Below are 15,463 nucleotides of genomic sequence, written 5' to 3'. Positions count from 1 at the left end.
TCAATAGAATATTAACGCATTCTTAACTCACACGTTTTTTACTAGTGGTATGGCCTATATTTGCAAGTTTATCTTGATAAAAGCCAAGTCTATTGCCAAATCAGTAATATAAGTAGTAGAAAAAGCTTATAAATGGAGGAAACATGATGCCATACAGGCCACAGGGTCAGAAATGCCCCGCGGACACGATCGGCAACAGTATCCATTATGGCGCAATGTCGAGGTGGATATAATGCCCGCACCTTATACCCCACTTGCTATAGCAAATAATTTTCTTGAGCAATTTGGAACAAACGGTATCGAACATATGAAGCTTCAAAAGCTAGTTTACTGTTCATATGGATGGTGGTTGGCTGTAGAGGGGCTAAATGGTGTTCGCTTAACGACTGAAGGCCCTGAAATTTGGAAGCATGGTCCTGTTTTCGATAGCCTATATCATGCGTTCAAAATATTTGGGCGCAAACCTATTGTTGCGCCACAATCATCTAATCCCTTTGGTCAACCAGAAAATGTAGATCAAAGTGATGAATATACCCGTAATCTTATTAGATGGATTTGGGGTAGGTATGGACATCTTTCTGGGTTTGCACTTTCTGACTTAACACACAAAGCAGGAACTCCGTGGCATAGAGTTGCAACTGACAACAACTTTAGTGTGGCTTTCAACACCGATATACCAGATCAATATATCTGGGAAGAATTTAACGAACTACTTAATGCTGCAGAAATTGCCGCAAATAATCAGAGCGAGCAGCATGGGCGCGGACACAGACAACCAGCTTGATATAGACCAAAACCCAACCCCAAGCGACGAAGCTGGCGCCTTTTCATCCCCAGATGAAAAGGCTGTAGAGGCAGCTCACAAAAGAAGCTTAGAGGAGAAAGAGACGGAACAAGGGCCTTTTGGCAAGTTAATTGGTTCGTCAGATTCTTCACTTAATACTTGTCTAATTCTCTTATTACTTGGGTTTATAGCAATTCTAATTTCACTATTTGTTATGATCTGGAACGATAACGCTGCAAACATTCTTGAAAAACTTATTACTTTCGAACTAACTATCGCTGGATATGTAATGGGTACCAAAAAATCTGATTGAGTAAAATTATAAACCAGTCAAATACGCCTGACACAGTTCATCAACCTGACCAACCAAATCCTCTACACGCTCCAACAACCAATCCAATTCTTCCGCTGTGATCTCGTAGTGTTTGGAATAGCGTGCTTCGACGTAGGCTTTTTTCAATAATTCAAAGCGTTTATCAAAAGGTTTTTGGCCTCGGGGCCAGATTGGGCGCAAGTGTTCTTCTTTGGCTTCTGCCATAGAGCGTAAGTTTTTGATGTTGTGGGTTGAGGGGTTGTAGAGGGTTTTTGTGAGTAGGAAGCACGTATAGGCGCGTTCTGTTGTTTGGTGTAGCAGGAAGGCTGCGTCGTTTTTATCGCCGCCTTCAATGTAGAAGCGTGCACCTTTTAAACCACTCTTTGCACTCTCACTCCAATGCTCATAATACTCTTGCGCCATCTTTTTGGCGGTTGCCTGATCTGGGGGCGTTGGGGTGGCGAGTTTATATTTCGTTTGGCCTTTGGGGGTTTGATCGGTCAACTCATAAAGCAGCACGCCGTCGCGGATGATGTCGGTGAAAAAATACTGGCCTGTTGTCAGACCCGTGTTCACCTCGTCCAATGTATGCACGATGAATTGCGGCAGGCTGTGAAACATTTCGCGCCCGCGCATCAAACGATCCTCGGCAGGGGCCCAATAGGTTGCCATATCGGTGAAATCTGCGTGGCTGACGATCACCAGAATATCGTAGTCAGAAAAATAACCGCTGGTGCGATCCTCGACCCAATCGCCACGGGCGTGGGAACCAAAGAGAATGATTTTCAGGATACGCCCCAATTTGCGGTCGGGCTGTGTGGCGGTTTTGATTTTATCGGCGAACTCTTCGTGCAGGACAGCAACGATCTGTTCCAGATCACGCTGTTTGCGCGCTGGTAGATGATCGAGATTGGTTTTGAGTGTCTGCACGATTTATCCTTTTGGTGTGACTATTCCTTATCGTAAAACGGATGTCTACCACAGCCTTAAAAGAACATTGTTAAGGTGCGTGCAAAACACGCACCCTATAGAAATCTTAGGGTTTTACACAACCTGCGCCCTTTAAGTCACGAAAGGAAATGCCTCGGATTTGCAGTTCTCTGATATAGGAAATCACGACAACATTTAAAAGCCCCTCACAATTGGCGCTCTTGAAATTATATTTAACCGCATAACCAGCGTTGTCATTTTCATCAAACATTATACGGGTTTTGTTTTGTCGCTGGAATACAGTTCCACTTTTAACATGTGTGAATATTTGCTCTTTGTAATATTTTGCCAAACCAGCATCGCCGAGTTCTCTTTTTACAGCAGGGCCTGAATTTGCTATCAGGTATTTCAAATTTTTCGCTTTTACTTGGGCAACTATCTCATCTGCTTTTCTTACAAATTCAGCTTCTTTTCCTTTCACATCATTGTAATTGATTTGCTTTAACAGCCTACCCATGTTGGCTTCGCCCCCACATCCGATTAGTGGTAAAAGTAAAACGAATATAAATGCTCGCATGATTTTAGTCCTTATTTTTTAAAGTCAGTTTTGCTTTAGGTTTTATGCTTTTCAGCAAGTGGCTATTGCCGCTTAAGATTTGCATTGGTTGCAAAATATAGATTGGTTGAGCGGAAACCATTGTACAAATGACAGGTTTCGCGATTCCCCTTGCATAATTTTAGGACTCAGCCTATATCCACCTCAACAGCGGTAAGACTGGCTTCCACCCCCAGACTTCCATCGGAACTTCATCGACGGGCAGCTGCCCGTTTTTTTGTGCCTAATTGAAACATGGACCACATATGTCAGACCTGATTGCAAAAGCAGCGATTGATAAACGCATGGCAGAGATTATCACCCCAGTCATTGAAGACATGGGGTATGAACTGGTGCGCGTGCGTTTGATGTCTGGTAAATCCACAATCCTGCAAATCATGGCGGAAAAACCTGAGGGTGGGATTGAAGTGGATGATTGTGCTAAAATCTCTACTGAAGTGGGTGCGATATTAGATGTGGAAGATCCGATTGAGGGTGACTTTTCATTAGAAGTGTCCAGCCCCGGTATCGACCGCCCGCTGACACGTTTAAAAGACTTTGAGATGTGGGAAGGCTATGAAGCCAAGATTGAAACCACAGAACTGATCGATGGCCAGCGCCGCTTTAAGGGCGAATTGCGCGGCATTGAGGATAACGAAGTGCTGATTGAAATCCCACAAGGGATTATCGGCCTGCAATTTGACTGGCTTTCTGATGCAAAGCTGGTTTTAACCGACGACTTGATCGCAGACAGCTTAAAGGCCCGCAAAGATGCTGGGTTTGACGAAGCCGCGTTCGATGAAATTCAAACCGAAGAGGACTGAACCCATGGCCATTACAAGTGCTAACCGTCTAGAACTTTTGCAAATCGCTGAAGCGGTTGCGCGTGAAAAACTGATCGACCCTGATCTGGTTATTCAAGCAATGGAAGAATCTATGGCGAAGGCTGCAAAGTCTCGTTACGGCGCAGAGCTGGATATTCGTGCACATATCGATCGCAAAACGGGTGATCTGACAATGACACGCGTGCGCGAAGTTGTGGAAGAGGTTGAGAACCTTTCAACAGAAATGACTGTGGAAGAAGCGAAAGCACATATCGAGAACCCAGAAGTTGGATCATTGATCATTGATGAGCTGCCGCCAATGGACTTTGGTCGTATCGCTGCACAATCTGCGAAACAAGTGATCTTGCAAAAGGTTCGTGAAGCCGAGCGTGATCGTCAATACGAAGAGTTCAAAGATCGTCAGGGTGAGATCATCAACGGTCTTGTTAAGCGTGTTGAATACGGCAACGTGATTGTTGATGTAGGCCGTGGCGAAGCTGTGTTGCGCCGCGACCAGCTTATTAACCGCGAAATGTTCCGCAATGGCGACCGCGTTCGTGCGTACATCAAAGAGGTGCGCTCTGAAATGCGTGGCCCACAGATTTTCCTATCCCGCACAGCACCAGAATTCATGGCCGAGTTGTTCAAGATGGAAGTTCCTGAGATTTATGACGGTATCATTGATATTAAAGCTGTTGCTCGTGACCCAGGGTCTCGTGCAAAAATCGGTGTGATTTCATATGACAACTCAATCGACCCAGTGGGTGCTTGTGTTGGTATGCGTGGGTCTCGTGTTCAGGCTGTTGTGAATGAATTGCAAGGTGAGAAGATCGATATCATCCCTTGGAACGAAGATGCACCAACATTCCTAGTGAATGCGTTGCAGCCTGCAGAAGTGGCTAAGGTTGTTTTGGACGAAGATGCAGAGCGTATCGAGGTTGTTGTACCAGATGAGCAGTTGTCATTGGCAATTGGTCGTCGCGGTCAAAACGTGCGTTTGGCATCACAGCTAACTGGTCTTGATATCGACATCATGACAGAAGCGGACGAGTCTGAGCGTCGTCAGAAAGAATTCGAAGTGCGTTCGAAATTGTTCATGGATACAATGAATGTTGATGAAGTTGTGGCACAGCTGCTGGTTTCAGAAGGTTTCGCAACCTTAGAAGAGGTTGCATACGTTGAAGTAGACGAATTGCTAGTAATCGAAGGTTTCGACCAAGATACAGCTGATGAGTTGCAAGCGCGTGCACGCGAAAGCTTGGATGAGATTAATGCGAAAGCATTAGCAGCAGCTAAAGAGTTGGGAACAGAGCAAAGCTTGATCGACTTTGGTGGGCTATCCCCACAAATGTTGGTGGCTTTGGCCCAAGACGGTGTGAAAACAATCGAAGACTTCGCAACATGTGCTGACTGGGAATTGGCTGGTGGTTACACCACAATTGACGGCGAGCGTGTGAAAGACGACGGCATATTGGAAAGCTTTGACGTTGGTCTAGAAGAAGCTCAGGAACTGGTCATGGCAGCACGTCTACAGCTGGGTTGGGTGACTGAAGAACAATTGGCCGAAGATGCTGCTGCTGCGGAAGCAGACGAAGCCGCATCTGACGAGGAGGCTGAAGCCTGATGCGTCAGGTTTCGGTTTTTGCCCGTGGGACGTGGTGGTCGAACAAAACAAGCTGAAGTGGTTGAACGTCGCTGTATAGTGACGGGCGAAACTTTACCGACATCTAACCTAATACGGTTCGTATTGGGTCCTGATGATATGGTAACACCTGATATCTCGGAACGCTTGCCGGGTCGTGGAATTTGGGTGTCTGCAAACAGCAAAGATTTGGCAAAAGCCATTGACCAAAATCTGTTTTCAAAATCAGCCAAGCAAAAGGCAAATATCCCTGATGGGTTGGCCGATTTAACAGAACGGCTGATCGCAAAACGCGCAATTGACTTGATGTCTATGGCCCGCAAAAGCGGCCAAGCAATTTGTGGGTATGAAAAAACCAAAAGCGCTATGATGTCAGATCGCTGGTATATCTTACTTCAAGCAGAAGATGGATCAGCGCCACAGAAACAAAAAATAAGACCCTCAGCGGTTGCGAATTCCTATATTTCTTGCTTTACAGCACAGGAATTGGGTTTGGCATTCGGCAGGGATAATGTGATACATGCGGCAGTGTCCAAAGGTGGACTCTCGGCCCGCATCCTATTAGAAGCCAATCGACTGACAGGTTTTCGTGTCAATAACACAGCCAGTCCGTCAAAAAATGCTGATAAATCATCAGCTGCGAAAGGTTAAATACGAATGAGCGACGAAAACAACAACGACGGCAAACCAAAACCACTCGGATTAAAGGGCGGTTCTGGAACTGTGCGCCAAAGTTTTTCTCATGGACGTTCGAAATCTGTCGTCGTGGAGAAAAAACGCAAGCGCGTAATCGTACCTGGAAAACCAGGTGCTGGCCCAGGTACACGCCCTGCAGGCGGTACATCTGGTGGTGTTTCTAATTCTGAGATGGAGCGCCGCAGAAAAGCTCTTGCTGCTGCTGCTGGTCAAGAAGCCGAGCGCAAAGCAAAAGAAGAGGCTGAAACTGCTGCACGTGAAGCCGAGCGCGCAGCGCGTCGCCGCGAGCGAGAAGAAAAAGAACGTGAAGAGCAAGAACGTATAGAACGTCGCCGTGCACGTGAAGAAGCTGCAAGAGCGCCAAAGCCAGCAGAAGCTAAAAAAGTTGATCCAAATGATGCGCCTGCAGCTGCAGCGCCTGCGCCTGAAACAGACGTTTCACGTCCTGCTGCAAAACAACAGCCTGTAAAACGCCCTGAAAAAGCACGCGAAGAACCGCGCCGCAACAAACCATCAAAGGGTGGTGATGCAAATGACCGCCGTAGTTCTGGTAAACTAACCATCAATCAAGCGCTTCGCGGCGGTGGTGGCCATCAGAAATCAATGGCTGCGATGAAGCGTAAGCAAGAACGTCAGCGTCGTCAGATGATGGGCGACAATAATGTTGAGCGCGAAAAGGTTGTACGTGACGTACAAATCCCAGAAGCAATCACTGTAAGCGAACTTGCAAACCGTATGGCTGAAAAAGTGGCCGCAGTTGTAAAAGCGTTGATGACAAACGGCATTATGGCGACACAAAACCAAACAATCGATGCAGATACTGCTGAATTGATCGTTGAAGAATTTGGCCACAAAGTGGTTCGTGTTTCTGATGCTGATGTTGAAGATGTCATTCAACAAGTTGAAGATGATGAAAAAGACCTACAGCCACGCGCGCCTGTGATTACAATCATGGGCCACGTTGACCACGGTAAAACATCAGTTCTGGATGCTTTGCGCAAAACAAACGTTGTTTCAGGCGAAGCTGGCGGTATTACACAGCACATTGGTGCGTACCAAATTACAACCGAAGACGGCACATTGTTGACGTTCCTTGATACACCAGGCCACGCGGCGTTTACGTCTATGCGTGCACGTGGTGCCCAAGTGACAGACATCGTTGTTTTGGTGGTCGCGGCCAACGATGGTGTTATGCCACAAACGATTGAAGCGATTGCTCATGCAAAAGCGGCAGAAGTTCCTTTGATCATCGCGATTAACAAGATCGACGTTGAAGGTGCTGATCCAAACCGTGTGCGTACGGATCTATTGCAACACGAAGTTATCGTAGAAGCGATGTCTGGTGACGTACAGGATATCGAATGTTCTGCCCTAACTGGTCAAGGCTTGGATAAACTTCTGGAAGCGATTGCATTGCAATCAGAAATCTTAGAGCTGAAAGCTAATCCTAATCGCGCAGCACAAGGTGCAGTGATTGAGGCGAAGCTAGACACAGGTCGCGGCCCAGTTGCTACTGTTCTGGTTGAGGCCGGTACTTTGCGCAACAAAGACATCTTTGTTGTGGGTGAACAATGGGGCAAAGTTCGTGCCCTTATGGACGATCAAGGTAAAACAGTTGCCGAAGCTGGACCATCTGTTCCAGTAGAGGTTCTGGGCTTGAACGGCACACCAGAAGCTGGTGATATCCTGAACGTTGTAAGTTCCGAAGCAGAAGCACGCGAAATCGCAGATTACCGTGCCCAAGTAACAAAAGACAAAAAAGCAGCTGTTGGTGCCGCAACAACATTGGATCAGTTGATGGCAAAAGCCAAAGCAGACGAAAATGTTGCTGAACTTCCAATCGTTGTAAAAGCAGACGTTCAAGGCTCAACAGAAGCGATCATCCAAGCATTAGAGAAAATCGGTAACGACGAGGTTCGCGTGCGCGCTATCCACTCTGGTGTCGGTGCAATTACGGAATCTGATGTGACATTGGCCGAAGCCTCTGGCGCACCGATTATTGGCTTTAACGTTCGTGCAAACACACCTGCGCGTAATGCTTCAAACCAAAAAGGCGTGGAAATCCGTTATTACTCGATCATCTATAACTTAATGGACGATATCAAAGCGGCTGCTTCTGGTCTGTTGTCTGCGGAAATCAAAGAAACATTCATTGGTTATGCGACAATCAAAGAAGTCTTTAAAATCACAGGCGCTGGTAAGATCGCTGGTTGTGAGGTCACAGAAGGCGTTGCACGTCGTTCTGCGGGCGTTCGCTTGCTGCGTGACAACGTTGTGATCCACGAAGGTAAGCTGAAAACTTTGAAACGCTTCAAAGACGAAGTGAAAGAAGTTCATGGTGGTCAAGAATGCGGTATGGCATTCGAAAACTACGAAGACATTCGTGCAGATGACGTAATCGAGATCTTTGAAACAGAAGAAATCGAACGTAACCTAGACTAAGATGTCGCCCGAAGATTTACTAAAACGGCTAGACCAGCTTGGTCTAGCCTACCAAAACACCCACCACGTCGCTTTAAAGACTGTGGAAGATTCCAAAAAAGTTCAGCATCAATTCCTTTCCTCTGCGCAGGGCGGTGGGCATATCAAGAATCTGTATTTGCGTGACCGTAAAAAACGCAATTACCTTGTTGTGGCTGAACAAGATCAAGCAATTGATCTAAAGGCACTGTCCCGCACAATTGGCGCAACGAATCTCTCTTTTGGTTCTGCTGACAGGTTGATGGAGCATTTGGGTGTTTTGCCGGGTGCTGTTACACCTCTTTCTATGATTGTAGGTGTTGAAAAGGGTGTAACGCTATTTTTGGATGAAACTTTACAAAACTGTAAGCAAATCTACATGCATCCGATGGTGAATACCCAAACGACAGCGATGTCCCCTGCAGATTTAGAAGCGTTTCTAAAGTCAGTGGGCTGCACATACAGTTGGATTAATTTAACAAATTCAGAGGCATCTTAATTTAAAGCTTTTTCGTGATCGCTCTAGATTGAAGGCCATTCACACCTTATATTCCCCTAAAGAGCAAAAAGGTGAGACATGACCGAAACAACAAAATCCCCCGGCTGGCACGGCACCACGATCGTTGGTGTTAAAAAAGGCAGCAAAGTTGTCATCGCAGGTGACGGGCAAGTCAGCCTTGGGCCAACCGTGATCAAAGGATCAGCACGTAAAGTGCGCCGTATTTCACCAGGTGGGCATGATGTTGTTTGTGGATTTGCTGGATCAACAGCTGATGCATTCACATTGCTAGAACGGCTTGAGGCAAAATTAGAGGCAACACCGGGCCAATTGGCAAAAGCTTCTGTTGAGTTAGCCAAAGATTGGCGCATGGACAAATACCTGCGCAACCTCGAAGCAATGCTAATTGTTACAGATGGCACAGACCTGTTTGTTATCACAGGTGCTGGCGATGTTTTAACACCCGAAAATGATATTGCTGCAATCGGATCTGGCGGTAACTTTGCTTTGGCCGCAGCACGCGCCATGATGGACGGCAAAAAAGATGCAGAAACTATTGCACGCCGTGCTTTGGAAATTGCTGCCGAAATCTGTGTCTATACAAACGGTAATATGACTGTGGAAGTGATTGAAAATGACGCTTGAAAATGATGACCTGCGTGCCGCTGTAGGTGCAGGGTTGATATCCGAAGCACAGGCCGCCAGCTTAACACAGCTTGCGGATCAACGCCGTGGATATCGAACGGCAACGATGGATGTCGATGAGCCTTTTGAGCTGTTCAAAGGCTTCAATGAGGTCTTTATCATTGTAGGTTTAATCATTCTTTATACAGGATGGTTTGCCGTCACTGGTATTTCAGTTTTTACCAATGACAGCTCTGTAGGGTCATCTTTACTGGCATATGGTGGCATCCAAATCGTAATTACAGCAGCACTTACATATTACTTTACCTTAAAAAGACGCATGATTGGGCCATCAATCTTGTTAAGTCTTTTATTGGGCCAAGGCGGGATTCAAATTGGGTATGCGATATTCGAAATGTTGTCCCAATCTGACGCTTCTCAATTGCCTATTACATTTGGAATTGCTGCACTATTTTTAATTGGATACTGGTATTTTTTCCGCATTCCCTTTTCACTTATGTTATCTGGTCTTGCCGTCTTTATCTTCGCAGTTGGTATAACCACAGGTGGGGGTATTGGCCTTGGTAACTTTGACGAGCTTTTCCTGTTAACAACATCATGGTCTGCTAGCCTTGTTACGATCAGCCTTGGTCTCTGCGCATTTATCGTCGCTATGTGGTTTGACATGAGTGATCCGCACCGTGTCACTCGTCGTGCCGCGAATGGATTTTGGCTGCATATTCTAGCTGCCCCTGCCATCGTAAATTCAATAGCCTTAACGCTGTATACCAATGGGAGTTTACCTGCCTTTGCGATGTTGATTGTTTTCCTTATCCTGATTGCTCTGGTCGCTGTGATCATCGACAGGCGGTCGTTTTTGATGTCAGGTATCGGTTACATGATTGCCTTAATCACCACCGTGTTGGATGGCGGTTATGGATTGATGGTTCTGATCTTGGGTGGCGGACTTGTTTTACTTGGGTCAAACTGGGAAAAATTACGCACTGCTGCATTGCGAGCTTTACCGAACTTTAAGGGCAAAGATAAATTGCCGCCTTGGAATGATATTGTGAAAGAAACAAAATGACAGACCTAACCCCACGCGAAATCGTATCGGAACTGGACCGCTTTATCATCGGTCAAAAAGACGCCAAACGTGCTGTGGCTGTTGCCCTGCGCAATCGGTGGCGTCGTAAACAATTAGCAGATGATATTCGGGATGAAGTTTATCCGAAAAACATTCTGATGGTTGGTCCAACTGGCGTTGGTAAAACCGAAATCTCTCGCCGTTTGGCAAAGCTGGCCAAGGCGCCATTCCTGAAAGTTGAGGCAACGAAATTCACTGAAGTGGGTTACGTTGGTCGCGATGTCGAACAGATCGTGCGTGATTTGGTTGATAGTGCAATTATCATGGTCCGCGATGAAATGCGTGAAACGGTGAAAGCCAACGCACATGAATCCGCTGAAAACCGTGTGATCGATGCGCTTTGTGGTGCAGATAGTCGCGAACAAACACGTGAGATGTTCCGCAAGAAACTGCGTGATGGGTTGCTAGATGATAAAGAGATCGAGGTTGATGTGGCTGACACATCCAACCCAATGCAGATGATGGATATCCCAGGCCAGCCAGGTGGTGGCATGGGCATGATGAACCTTGGCGACCTTTTTGGCAAAGCTATGGGCGGTCGCACAACCAAACGCAAAATGAAAGTCGCGGATAGTTACGAGGTTTTGATCAACGAAGAGGCGGATAAGCTGGTTGATCAGGAAACGGTTAATAACGAAGCGATCAAAGCGGTTGAAGAAAACGGTATCGTATTTCTTGATGAGATCGACAAAGTTTGTGCCCGTACGGATGCACGTGGTGGCGATGTTTCGCGCGAAGGTGTGCAGCGTGATTTGCTGCCATTGATCGAAGGCACAACCGTTTCCACAAAGCATGGCCCTGTGAAAACAGACCATATTCTGTTCATCGCATCAGGTGCATTCCACATTGCAAAACCATCTGATCTGCTGCCAGAGCTTCAGGGGCGTTTGCCAATTCGTGTGGAATTGCGTGCACTAACCGAAGAAGACTTCGTACGCATTTTAACTGAAACAGACAACGCGTTGACACGTCAATATTCTGCATTAATGGCAACTGAAGAGGTTGATGTTGAGTTCACCAAAGACGGGATCGCAGCCATTGCTAAGATTTCGGCGGACGTGAACCAAACTGTTGAAAACATCGGCGCACGTCGTTTGCATACAATCATCGAACGCGTGTTCGAAGAATTGAGCTTTGCCGCCCCTGATAATCCGGGCGAAAAAGTTAAGATTAATAAGAAATATGTTGAGGATCATCTGGGCGAATTTGCATCCGCCACAGATGTTTCACGCTATATGCTTTAATAATTCAGCAGTTAGGTACCCTAACTGCTGAACCTAAATATTAACCACTGATACGTGATACACCACCACGCGTGATGATATTGATCCTCTGGCCAGCGCTATAAACAGTACCTTGCTGAACAATCGCAATGGTTTGACCATTTGCTTTTTTCACAATGTATTCCTGTGCCTTTGCAGTCGCATTCGCTTTTGCGATTTGACTGCCTGCCAGCGCACCAACACCCGCGCCCGCAACAGTTGTTGCTTTGCGACCATCGCCACCACCAACTTGGTTACCAAGAACACCACCAATCACAGCACCAACAGTTGCACCGATTGTTTCGCTTTCGCGGTCAGATCTGTCTTTTAAAACCACATCTCTTACAGAGATAATTTTACCTCTTTCAACTTGCGCTGCTTGTTGCGCTTGCCCAGTTGTATACACATCTGAATTTGCCTCTGGTGGCGAACATGCCACAAGGGCAGCCGTACAGAAAAGCGCGGACGCCTTACCAATCATATTAATCATAACTCTGATCCATCCATATTCGTTATTTTACTGGTTATGACTTAATATTGAAAATACATATTACTAGGGCAGGACACGGGTGTTTGATTTACCTTGTGAATACGTGATCGCCGCTTAAACCGCATATTTACACAGTACATCAAAACAGTAAGAGTGCCCAATATGTCCATTCTAAATTTCATACGCAACAATTCACGTTGGCTGTTCGCTGGTGGTGTTATGACTTTTGCCACGTGTTTCGGGCAAACCTTTTTCATTTCCATTTTCGCAAAACAAATCATGGAAACCTATACGCTGACAGACGGTGAATGGGGGTCGCTTTATGCCATTGGCACAACCGCTTCTGGCCTGACGATGATCTGGGCAGGTGGGCTCGCCGATCAATTTCGGGCACGTGTATTGGTGACAGTGCTTTTGGCAATGATGTCTGTGTTTTGCATAGCGATGGCATTTAACAACAGCGTCTGGTTGTTGCCTGTTGTCATCTTTGGTCTGCGGTTATGCGGGCAAGGCATGATGTTTCACATTGCCATGGTATCGATGGCACGGTGGTACACGCAAACCCGCGGTAAGGCTGTGGCGATTGCATCATTAGGGTTCTCCATCGGCGAGGCATTCTTGCCATTGGTCGTAGTGATCCTAATTGCGATCATCCCGTGGCAGGCGATTTGGATTGCCGCCGCCGTTTTATCATTGGCCTTCATCGTTCTGCTGCGGGCACTGTTGAAAACCGAACGCACGCCGCAATCCATTGCGCAAAGTACACAGGCGGTTGGAATGGGTGGGTTTCATTGGACACGTATGCAGGCGATTAAACATCCGTTGTTCTGGCTGTTGGTTCCCATGGCGATGGCGCCCAGCACGTTCATCACTGCAGTGTTTTTCCAACAGGTACATATGGCAGAGGTCAAAGGTTGGACACACTCTGAATTCGTAGCACTTTTCCCTGCTTACACAGCTATGGCAGTTGTTACATCCCTGATCTTTGGGTGGGCAATTGACCGATGGGGCAGCATTCGGTTGATGCCGTATCTGTTAACACCACTTGCTATAGGATTTGTTATATTCGCCATCTTCAACAGTTTGCTTGCAGGTCTGATCGGTTTGCTTTTCATGGCAATCATGCAGGGCGGCTACAGTACGGTATCTGTTGCCTTTTGGTCAGAGGTATATGGAACCAAGCACGTGGGATCCATTAAAGCATTAACCGCTGCCTTTATGGTGATCGGTTCCGCAATAGGCCCAGCGCTGACTGGGCAATTGATTGATATTGGGTATAGTTTCCCAGATCAGATGATTGGATACGCAGTCTATATCATGGCGATCAGTGGATTAACCTATTATGCGGTTCAGCGGTTCCTGCGCAAATAAACGTAAAAAGCCCCATCGCCACCATGCCGTTGTTGGGCTTGTGTCACTTCCAATACAACAGAAGAAAGGGGGAGTTGTCGCAACCACTGCGGCACGTTTTGGCGAAGCACACCAACAATACTGCGATTGAATTCATCAACACGGTGTTTGCCCTTGCCAGTCACCACTAAAATCAACCGTTTACCAGAGCTGTGCGCCTGTAAAATCTTTGATCGCAATGCAATCTTTGCCTGCTCTTGCGTCATGCCATGTAGGTCAAGTTTGCCATCGATTTCCAGCTTTCCCCGCACCAAACGTTGAAAGTTTTTCTTATCCATATGCGGCGTTACATCTTTGGGTGTGCGCGATCCGCTTGGCGGCGACCAAGGTTGCTTTGGCTTTTCGCCAATGCGGAATTGTTTGATTGGGTCGCGCTTTGGCTTAGACGTTTCTGTCTTTAGCTTTGCTTTTACGGATGGCGCGAAATCATAGGCTTCGCGGATTGGATCAACCCTTTCGGCGACACTGCGCCACAGCGCTTTGTCTTCGTCCGAAAGTTTTTTGGCTGACATGTGATTTATTCACCCGTTGCAACAAGTTCCCAATTTGGATCGTCATTACCGAAAGTTTTGGCGAAAGTCCAAACATCTGTTTGGCGCTTGATCACGTCACGATTACCTTCGACCACTTTGCCTTTTTCATCTTCGACAAAGCTGACCAATTCGGCGACGAATTTCATAGTGATTTCACCCTCGTCTGTGCTTGTGTCAAATACACCATCCATGATTTTCATTTCGCGTATACCAATAAAGTTTGCATTCACTTTATAACCCGCCTCTTGGCGTGATGCGATTACAGAGGCAAAACTTTCGTAAACATCGGCTGATAGGAACTGCTCAAGTGTTTCTAAGTCATCACCCTCAAATGCCATAAGGATCATTTCATAGGCTTGGCGTGCACCACCTTGGAATTCTTCCAATGTAAAATCAGGTTCAGATGCTTTCATTTTCACAAATGCCTGACCTGCATCGCTGTCCATTTCAACGTGGTCTGTAATATCTGGATCCAATCCGCCCTCGATCACCTCAAAAGACTTTTTGTTTGTGGCAGGTTTGGCGGACGCATCGATTTTAGGCTCAAAACCATCGCGTGTGCCCAATACGTTTTTCAAACGTAAGAACAAGAATACAGCAATTGCTGCAAGTACGAGGAGTTGGATAACAGCTGGGTTCATAAGGCTCTCTTTCAAGATATTCGGGTAGATCACTAGCAATCTTCAGACTTACACATATTTATGTTCTTGGATACGTCAAGTCCACCAACTATATAGTGAGTATGCCGAAAGGGAAAATATGCCGCTACTTTTGATCTTTATTCTGATTCCAATCATCGAAATCGCCCTGTTTATACAGGTTGGTGGGTTTTTGGGCCTGTGGCCGACACTGGCAATCGTGATATTAACCGCATTTATCGGCACAACGATGTTGCGTACCCAAGGTATGTCAACAATGGCACGTTTGCAATCTACGATGCAAACAGGCGAAAATCCTGTGGATCCAATGGTGCATGGCGCGCTGATCCTTGTTTCAGGTGTTTTGCTTCTGACACCCGGGTTTTTCACTGATGGTATTGGTTTTGCCCTGCTAATCCCGCAAATACGATCCGCTTTGATCAAATGGGGTGCAACGAAAATGTTCAGTGGTGGAAATTTCGTTGTGATGAACCAAGGTCACCCTCAGCAACACAAACCTGCTGATTCTGATGTTGTTGATGCTGATTATACGGTTGTTGAGGATGACGATGTTGATCCTGGTGATTCTGGTTGGACCAAGCATTAAGATAAACCC

Annotated in this window: 17 protein-coding genes; 12 read left to right on the top strand and 5 right to left on the bottom strand. The window is 46.5% G+C overall.

What is annotated here, in order from left to right:
• Window positions 1-232 precede the first annotated feature (232 nt).
• Window positions 233-784 carry a Panacea domain-containing protein gene (locus F9L33_RS08095; protein ID WP_193221997.1) on the top strand — a complete coding sequence of 184 codons (552 nt, stop codon included), beginning with the start codon at window positions 233-235 and terminating at the stop codon, window positions 782-784.
• Window positions 756-1,097, top strand: a complete 342-nt coding sequence (locus F9L33_RS08090) for a hypothetical protein (RefSeq protein ID WP_152142255.1) — start codon at window positions 756-758, stop codon at window positions 1,095-1,097. Before F9L33_RS08095 ends, F9L33_RS08090 begins: the two co-directional genes overlap by 29 nt.
• 6 nt (window positions 1,098-1,103) lie before the next feature.
• Here the strand turns inward: F9L33_RS08090 and F9L33_RS08085 are convergent, their stop codons facing one another.
• Together F9L33_RS08085 and F9L33_RS08080 are read right to left on the bottom strand one after the other, a co-directional pair.
• Window positions 1,104-2,027: a HEPN domain-containing protein gene (locus F9L33_RS08085; RefSeq protein ID WP_226804037.1), complete on the bottom strand. Its 924-nt coding sequence runs from the start codon at window positions 2,025-2,027 to the stop codon at window positions 1,104-1,106.
• Between the two features lie 106 nt (window positions 2,028-2,133).
• Complete coding sequence (locus F9L33_RS08080) at window positions 2,134-2,604, bottom strand: hypothetical protein (protein ID WP_152142253.1); 471 nt, start codon at window positions 2,602-2,604, stop codon at window positions 2,134-2,136.
• 284 nt (window positions 2,605-2,888) lie between these two features.
• Between F9L33_RS08080 and rimP the strand changes: the two genes are divergently transcribed.
• From rimP to hslU, 8 genes are all read left to right on the top strand, one after another.
• Window positions 2,889-3,446, top strand: coding sequence for a ribosome maturation factor RimP (rimP, locus tag F9L33_RS08075; RefSeq protein ID WP_152142252.1), 558 nt, complete (start codon window positions 2,889-2,891; stop codon window positions 3,444-3,446).
• 4 nt (window positions 3,447-3,450) lie between these two features.
• The gene (gene nusA / locus F9L33_RS08070; protein WP_152142251.1) at window positions 3,451-5,070 is read left to right on the top strand and encodes a transcription termination factor NusA; all 1,620 of its coding nucleotides are present in this window, start codon (window positions 3,451-3,453) and stop codon (window positions 5,068-5,070) included.
• A gap of 24 nt (window positions 5,071-5,094) precedes the next feature.
• Window positions 5,095-5,739, top strand: a complete 645-nt coding sequence (locus tag F9L33_RS08065; RefSeq protein ID WP_152142522.1) for an RNA-binding protein — start codon at window positions 5,095-5,097, stop codon at window positions 5,737-5,739.
• 6 nt (window positions 5,740-5,745) lie between these two features.
• The gene (gene infB, locus F9L33_RS08060; protein WP_152142250.1) at window positions 5,746-8,226 is read left to right on the top strand and encodes a translation initiation factor IF-2; all 2,481 of its coding nucleotides are present in this window, start codon (window positions 5,746-5,748) and stop codon (window positions 8,224-8,226) included.
• Window position 8,227: 1 nt separating this feature from the next.
• Window positions 8,228-8,743 (top strand): prolyl-tRNA synthetase associated domain-containing protein, encoded by a 516-nt coding sequence (locus tag F9L33_RS08055; protein WP_152142249.1) that lies wholly within the window; start codon window positions 8,228-8,230, stop codon window positions 8,741-8,743.
• 78 nt (window positions 8,744-8,821) lie between these two features.
• Window positions 8,822-9,388, top strand: a complete 567-nt coding sequence (hslV, locus tag F9L33_RS08050; RefSeq protein WP_152142248.1) for an ATP-dependent protease subunit HslV — start codon at window positions 8,822-8,824, stop codon at window positions 9,386-9,388.
• Window positions 9,378-10,454, top strand: a complete 1,077-nt coding sequence (locus tag F9L33_RS08045) for a hypothetical protein (RefSeq protein ID WP_152142247.1) — start codon at window positions 9,378-9,380, stop codon at window positions 10,452-10,454. Before hslV ends, F9L33_RS08045 begins: the two co-directional genes overlap by 11 nt.
• A complete protein-coding gene (gene hslU / locus F9L33_RS08040) occupies window positions 10,451-11,758 on the top strand; it encodes an ATP-dependent protease ATPase subunit HslU (protein WP_152142246.1) in 1,308 nt (435 codons plus the stop codon). Before F9L33_RS08045 ends, hslU begins: the two co-directional genes overlap by 4 nt.
• Window positions 11,759-11,798: 40 nt before the next feature.
• Here hslU and F9L33_RS08035 read toward each other — a convergent pair whose 3' ends face one another.
• Entirely contained in the window at window positions 11,799-12,266 is a 468-nt protein-coding gene (locus F9L33_RS08035; RefSeq protein ID WP_152142245.1) for a glycine zipper 2TM domain-containing protein, read from the bottom strand.
• A 162-nt stretch (window positions 12,267-12,428) separates the two neighbouring features.
• Between F9L33_RS08035 and F9L33_RS08030 the strand changes: the two genes are divergently transcribed.
• Window positions 12,429-13,637: a nitrate/nitrite transporter gene (locus tag F9L33_RS08030; RefSeq protein ID WP_152142244.1), complete on the top strand. Its 1,209-nt coding sequence runs from the start codon at window positions 12,429-12,431 to the stop codon at window positions 13,635-13,637.
• Here the strand turns inward: F9L33_RS08030 and F9L33_RS08025 are convergent.
• Both F9L33_RS08025 and F9L33_RS08020 read right to left on the bottom strand, forming a co-directional pair.
• The gene (locus F9L33_RS08025) at window positions 13,616-14,188 is read right to left on the bottom strand and encodes a Smr/MutS family protein (RefSeq protein ID WP_152142243.1); all 573 of its coding nucleotides are present in this window, start codon (window positions 14,186-14,188) and stop codon (window positions 13,616-13,618) included. The genes F9L33_RS08030 and F9L33_RS08025 overlap by 22 nt on opposite strands.
• A 5-nt stretch (window positions 14,189-14,193) precedes the next feature.
• The gene (locus F9L33_RS08020) at window positions 14,194-14,850 is read right to left on the bottom strand and encodes a Tim44/TimA family putative adaptor protein (protein WP_152142242.1); all 657 of its coding nucleotides are present in this window, start codon (window positions 14,848-14,850) and stop codon (window positions 14,194-14,196) included.
• 118 nt (window positions 14,851-14,968) lie between these two features.
• Between F9L33_RS08020 and F9L33_RS08015 the strand changes: the two genes are divergently transcribed.
• Window positions 14,969-15,454 (top strand): FxsA family protein, encoded by a 486-nt coding sequence (locus tag F9L33_RS08015; RefSeq protein WP_152142241.1) that lies wholly within the window; start codon window positions 14,969-14,971, stop codon window positions 15,452-15,454.
• Window positions 15,455-15,463: the final 9 nt, after the last annotated feature.

This window comes from Amylibacter sp. SFDW26, assembly GCF_009184395.1.
Lineage (GTDB): Bacteria > Pseudomonadota > Alphaproteobacteria > Rhodobacterales > Rhodobacteraceae > Amylibacter.
Note: the sequence above shows the minus strand (reverse complement) of the source record. Positions and strands in the feature narration are given on the sequence as shown.

Coding starts and splice junctions, on each gene's coding strand:
- rimP (WP_152142252.1), top strand. CDS start 2,889: ATGTCAGACCTGATTGCAAAAGCAGCGATTGATAAACGCATGGCAGAG.
- F9L33_RS08015 (WP_152142241.1), top strand. CDS start 14,969: ATGCCGCTACTTTTGATCTTTATTCTGATTCCAATCATCGAAATCGCC.
- hslV (WP_152142248.1), top strand. CDS start 8,822: ATGACCGAAACAACAAAATCCCCCGGCTGGCACGGCACCACGATCGTT.
- F9L33_RS08095 (WP_193221997.1), top strand. CDS start 233: ATGCCCGCACCTTATACCCCACTTGCTATAGCAAATAATTTTCTTGAG.
- F9L33_RS08090 (WP_152142255.1), top strand. CDS start 756: ATGGGCGCGGACACAGACAACCAGCTTGATATAGACCAAAACCCAACC.
- F9L33_RS08055 (WP_152142249.1), top strand. CDS start 8,228: ATGTCGCCCGAAGATTTACTAAAACGGCTAGACCAGCTTGGTCTAGCC.
- F9L33_RS08020 (WP_152142242.1), bottom strand. CDS start 14,850: ATGAACCCAGCTGTTATCCAACTCCTCGTACTTGCAGCAATTGCTGTA.
- F9L33_RS08080 (WP_152142253.1), bottom strand. CDS start 2,604: ATGCGAGCATTTATATTCGTTTTACTTTTACCACTAATCGGATGTGGG.
- hslU (WP_152142246.1), top strand. CDS start 10,451: ATGACAGACCTAACCCCACGCGAAATCGTATCGGAACTGGACCGCTTT.
- infB (WP_152142250.1), top strand. CDS start 5,746: ATGAGCGACGAAAACAACAACGACGGCAAACCAAAACCACTCGGATTA.
- F9L33_RS08035 (WP_152142245.1), bottom strand. CDS start 12,266: ATGATTAATATGATTGGTAAGGCGTCCGCGCTTTTCTGTACGGCTGCC.
- F9L33_RS08045 (WP_152142247.1), top strand. CDS start 9,378: ATGACGCTTGAAAATGATGACCTGCGTGCCGCTGTAGGTGCAGGGTTG.
- F9L33_RS08025 (WP_152142243.1), bottom strand. CDS start 14,188: ATGTCAGCCAAAAAACTTTCGGACGAAGACAAAGCGCTGTGGCGCAGT.
- nusA (WP_152142251.1), top strand. CDS start 3,451: ATGGCCATTACAAGTGCTAACCGTCTAGAACTTTTGCAAATCGCTGAA.
- F9L33_RS08030 (WP_152142244.1), top strand. CDS start 12,429: ATGTCCATTCTAAATTTCATACGCAACAATTCACGTTGGCTGTTCGCT.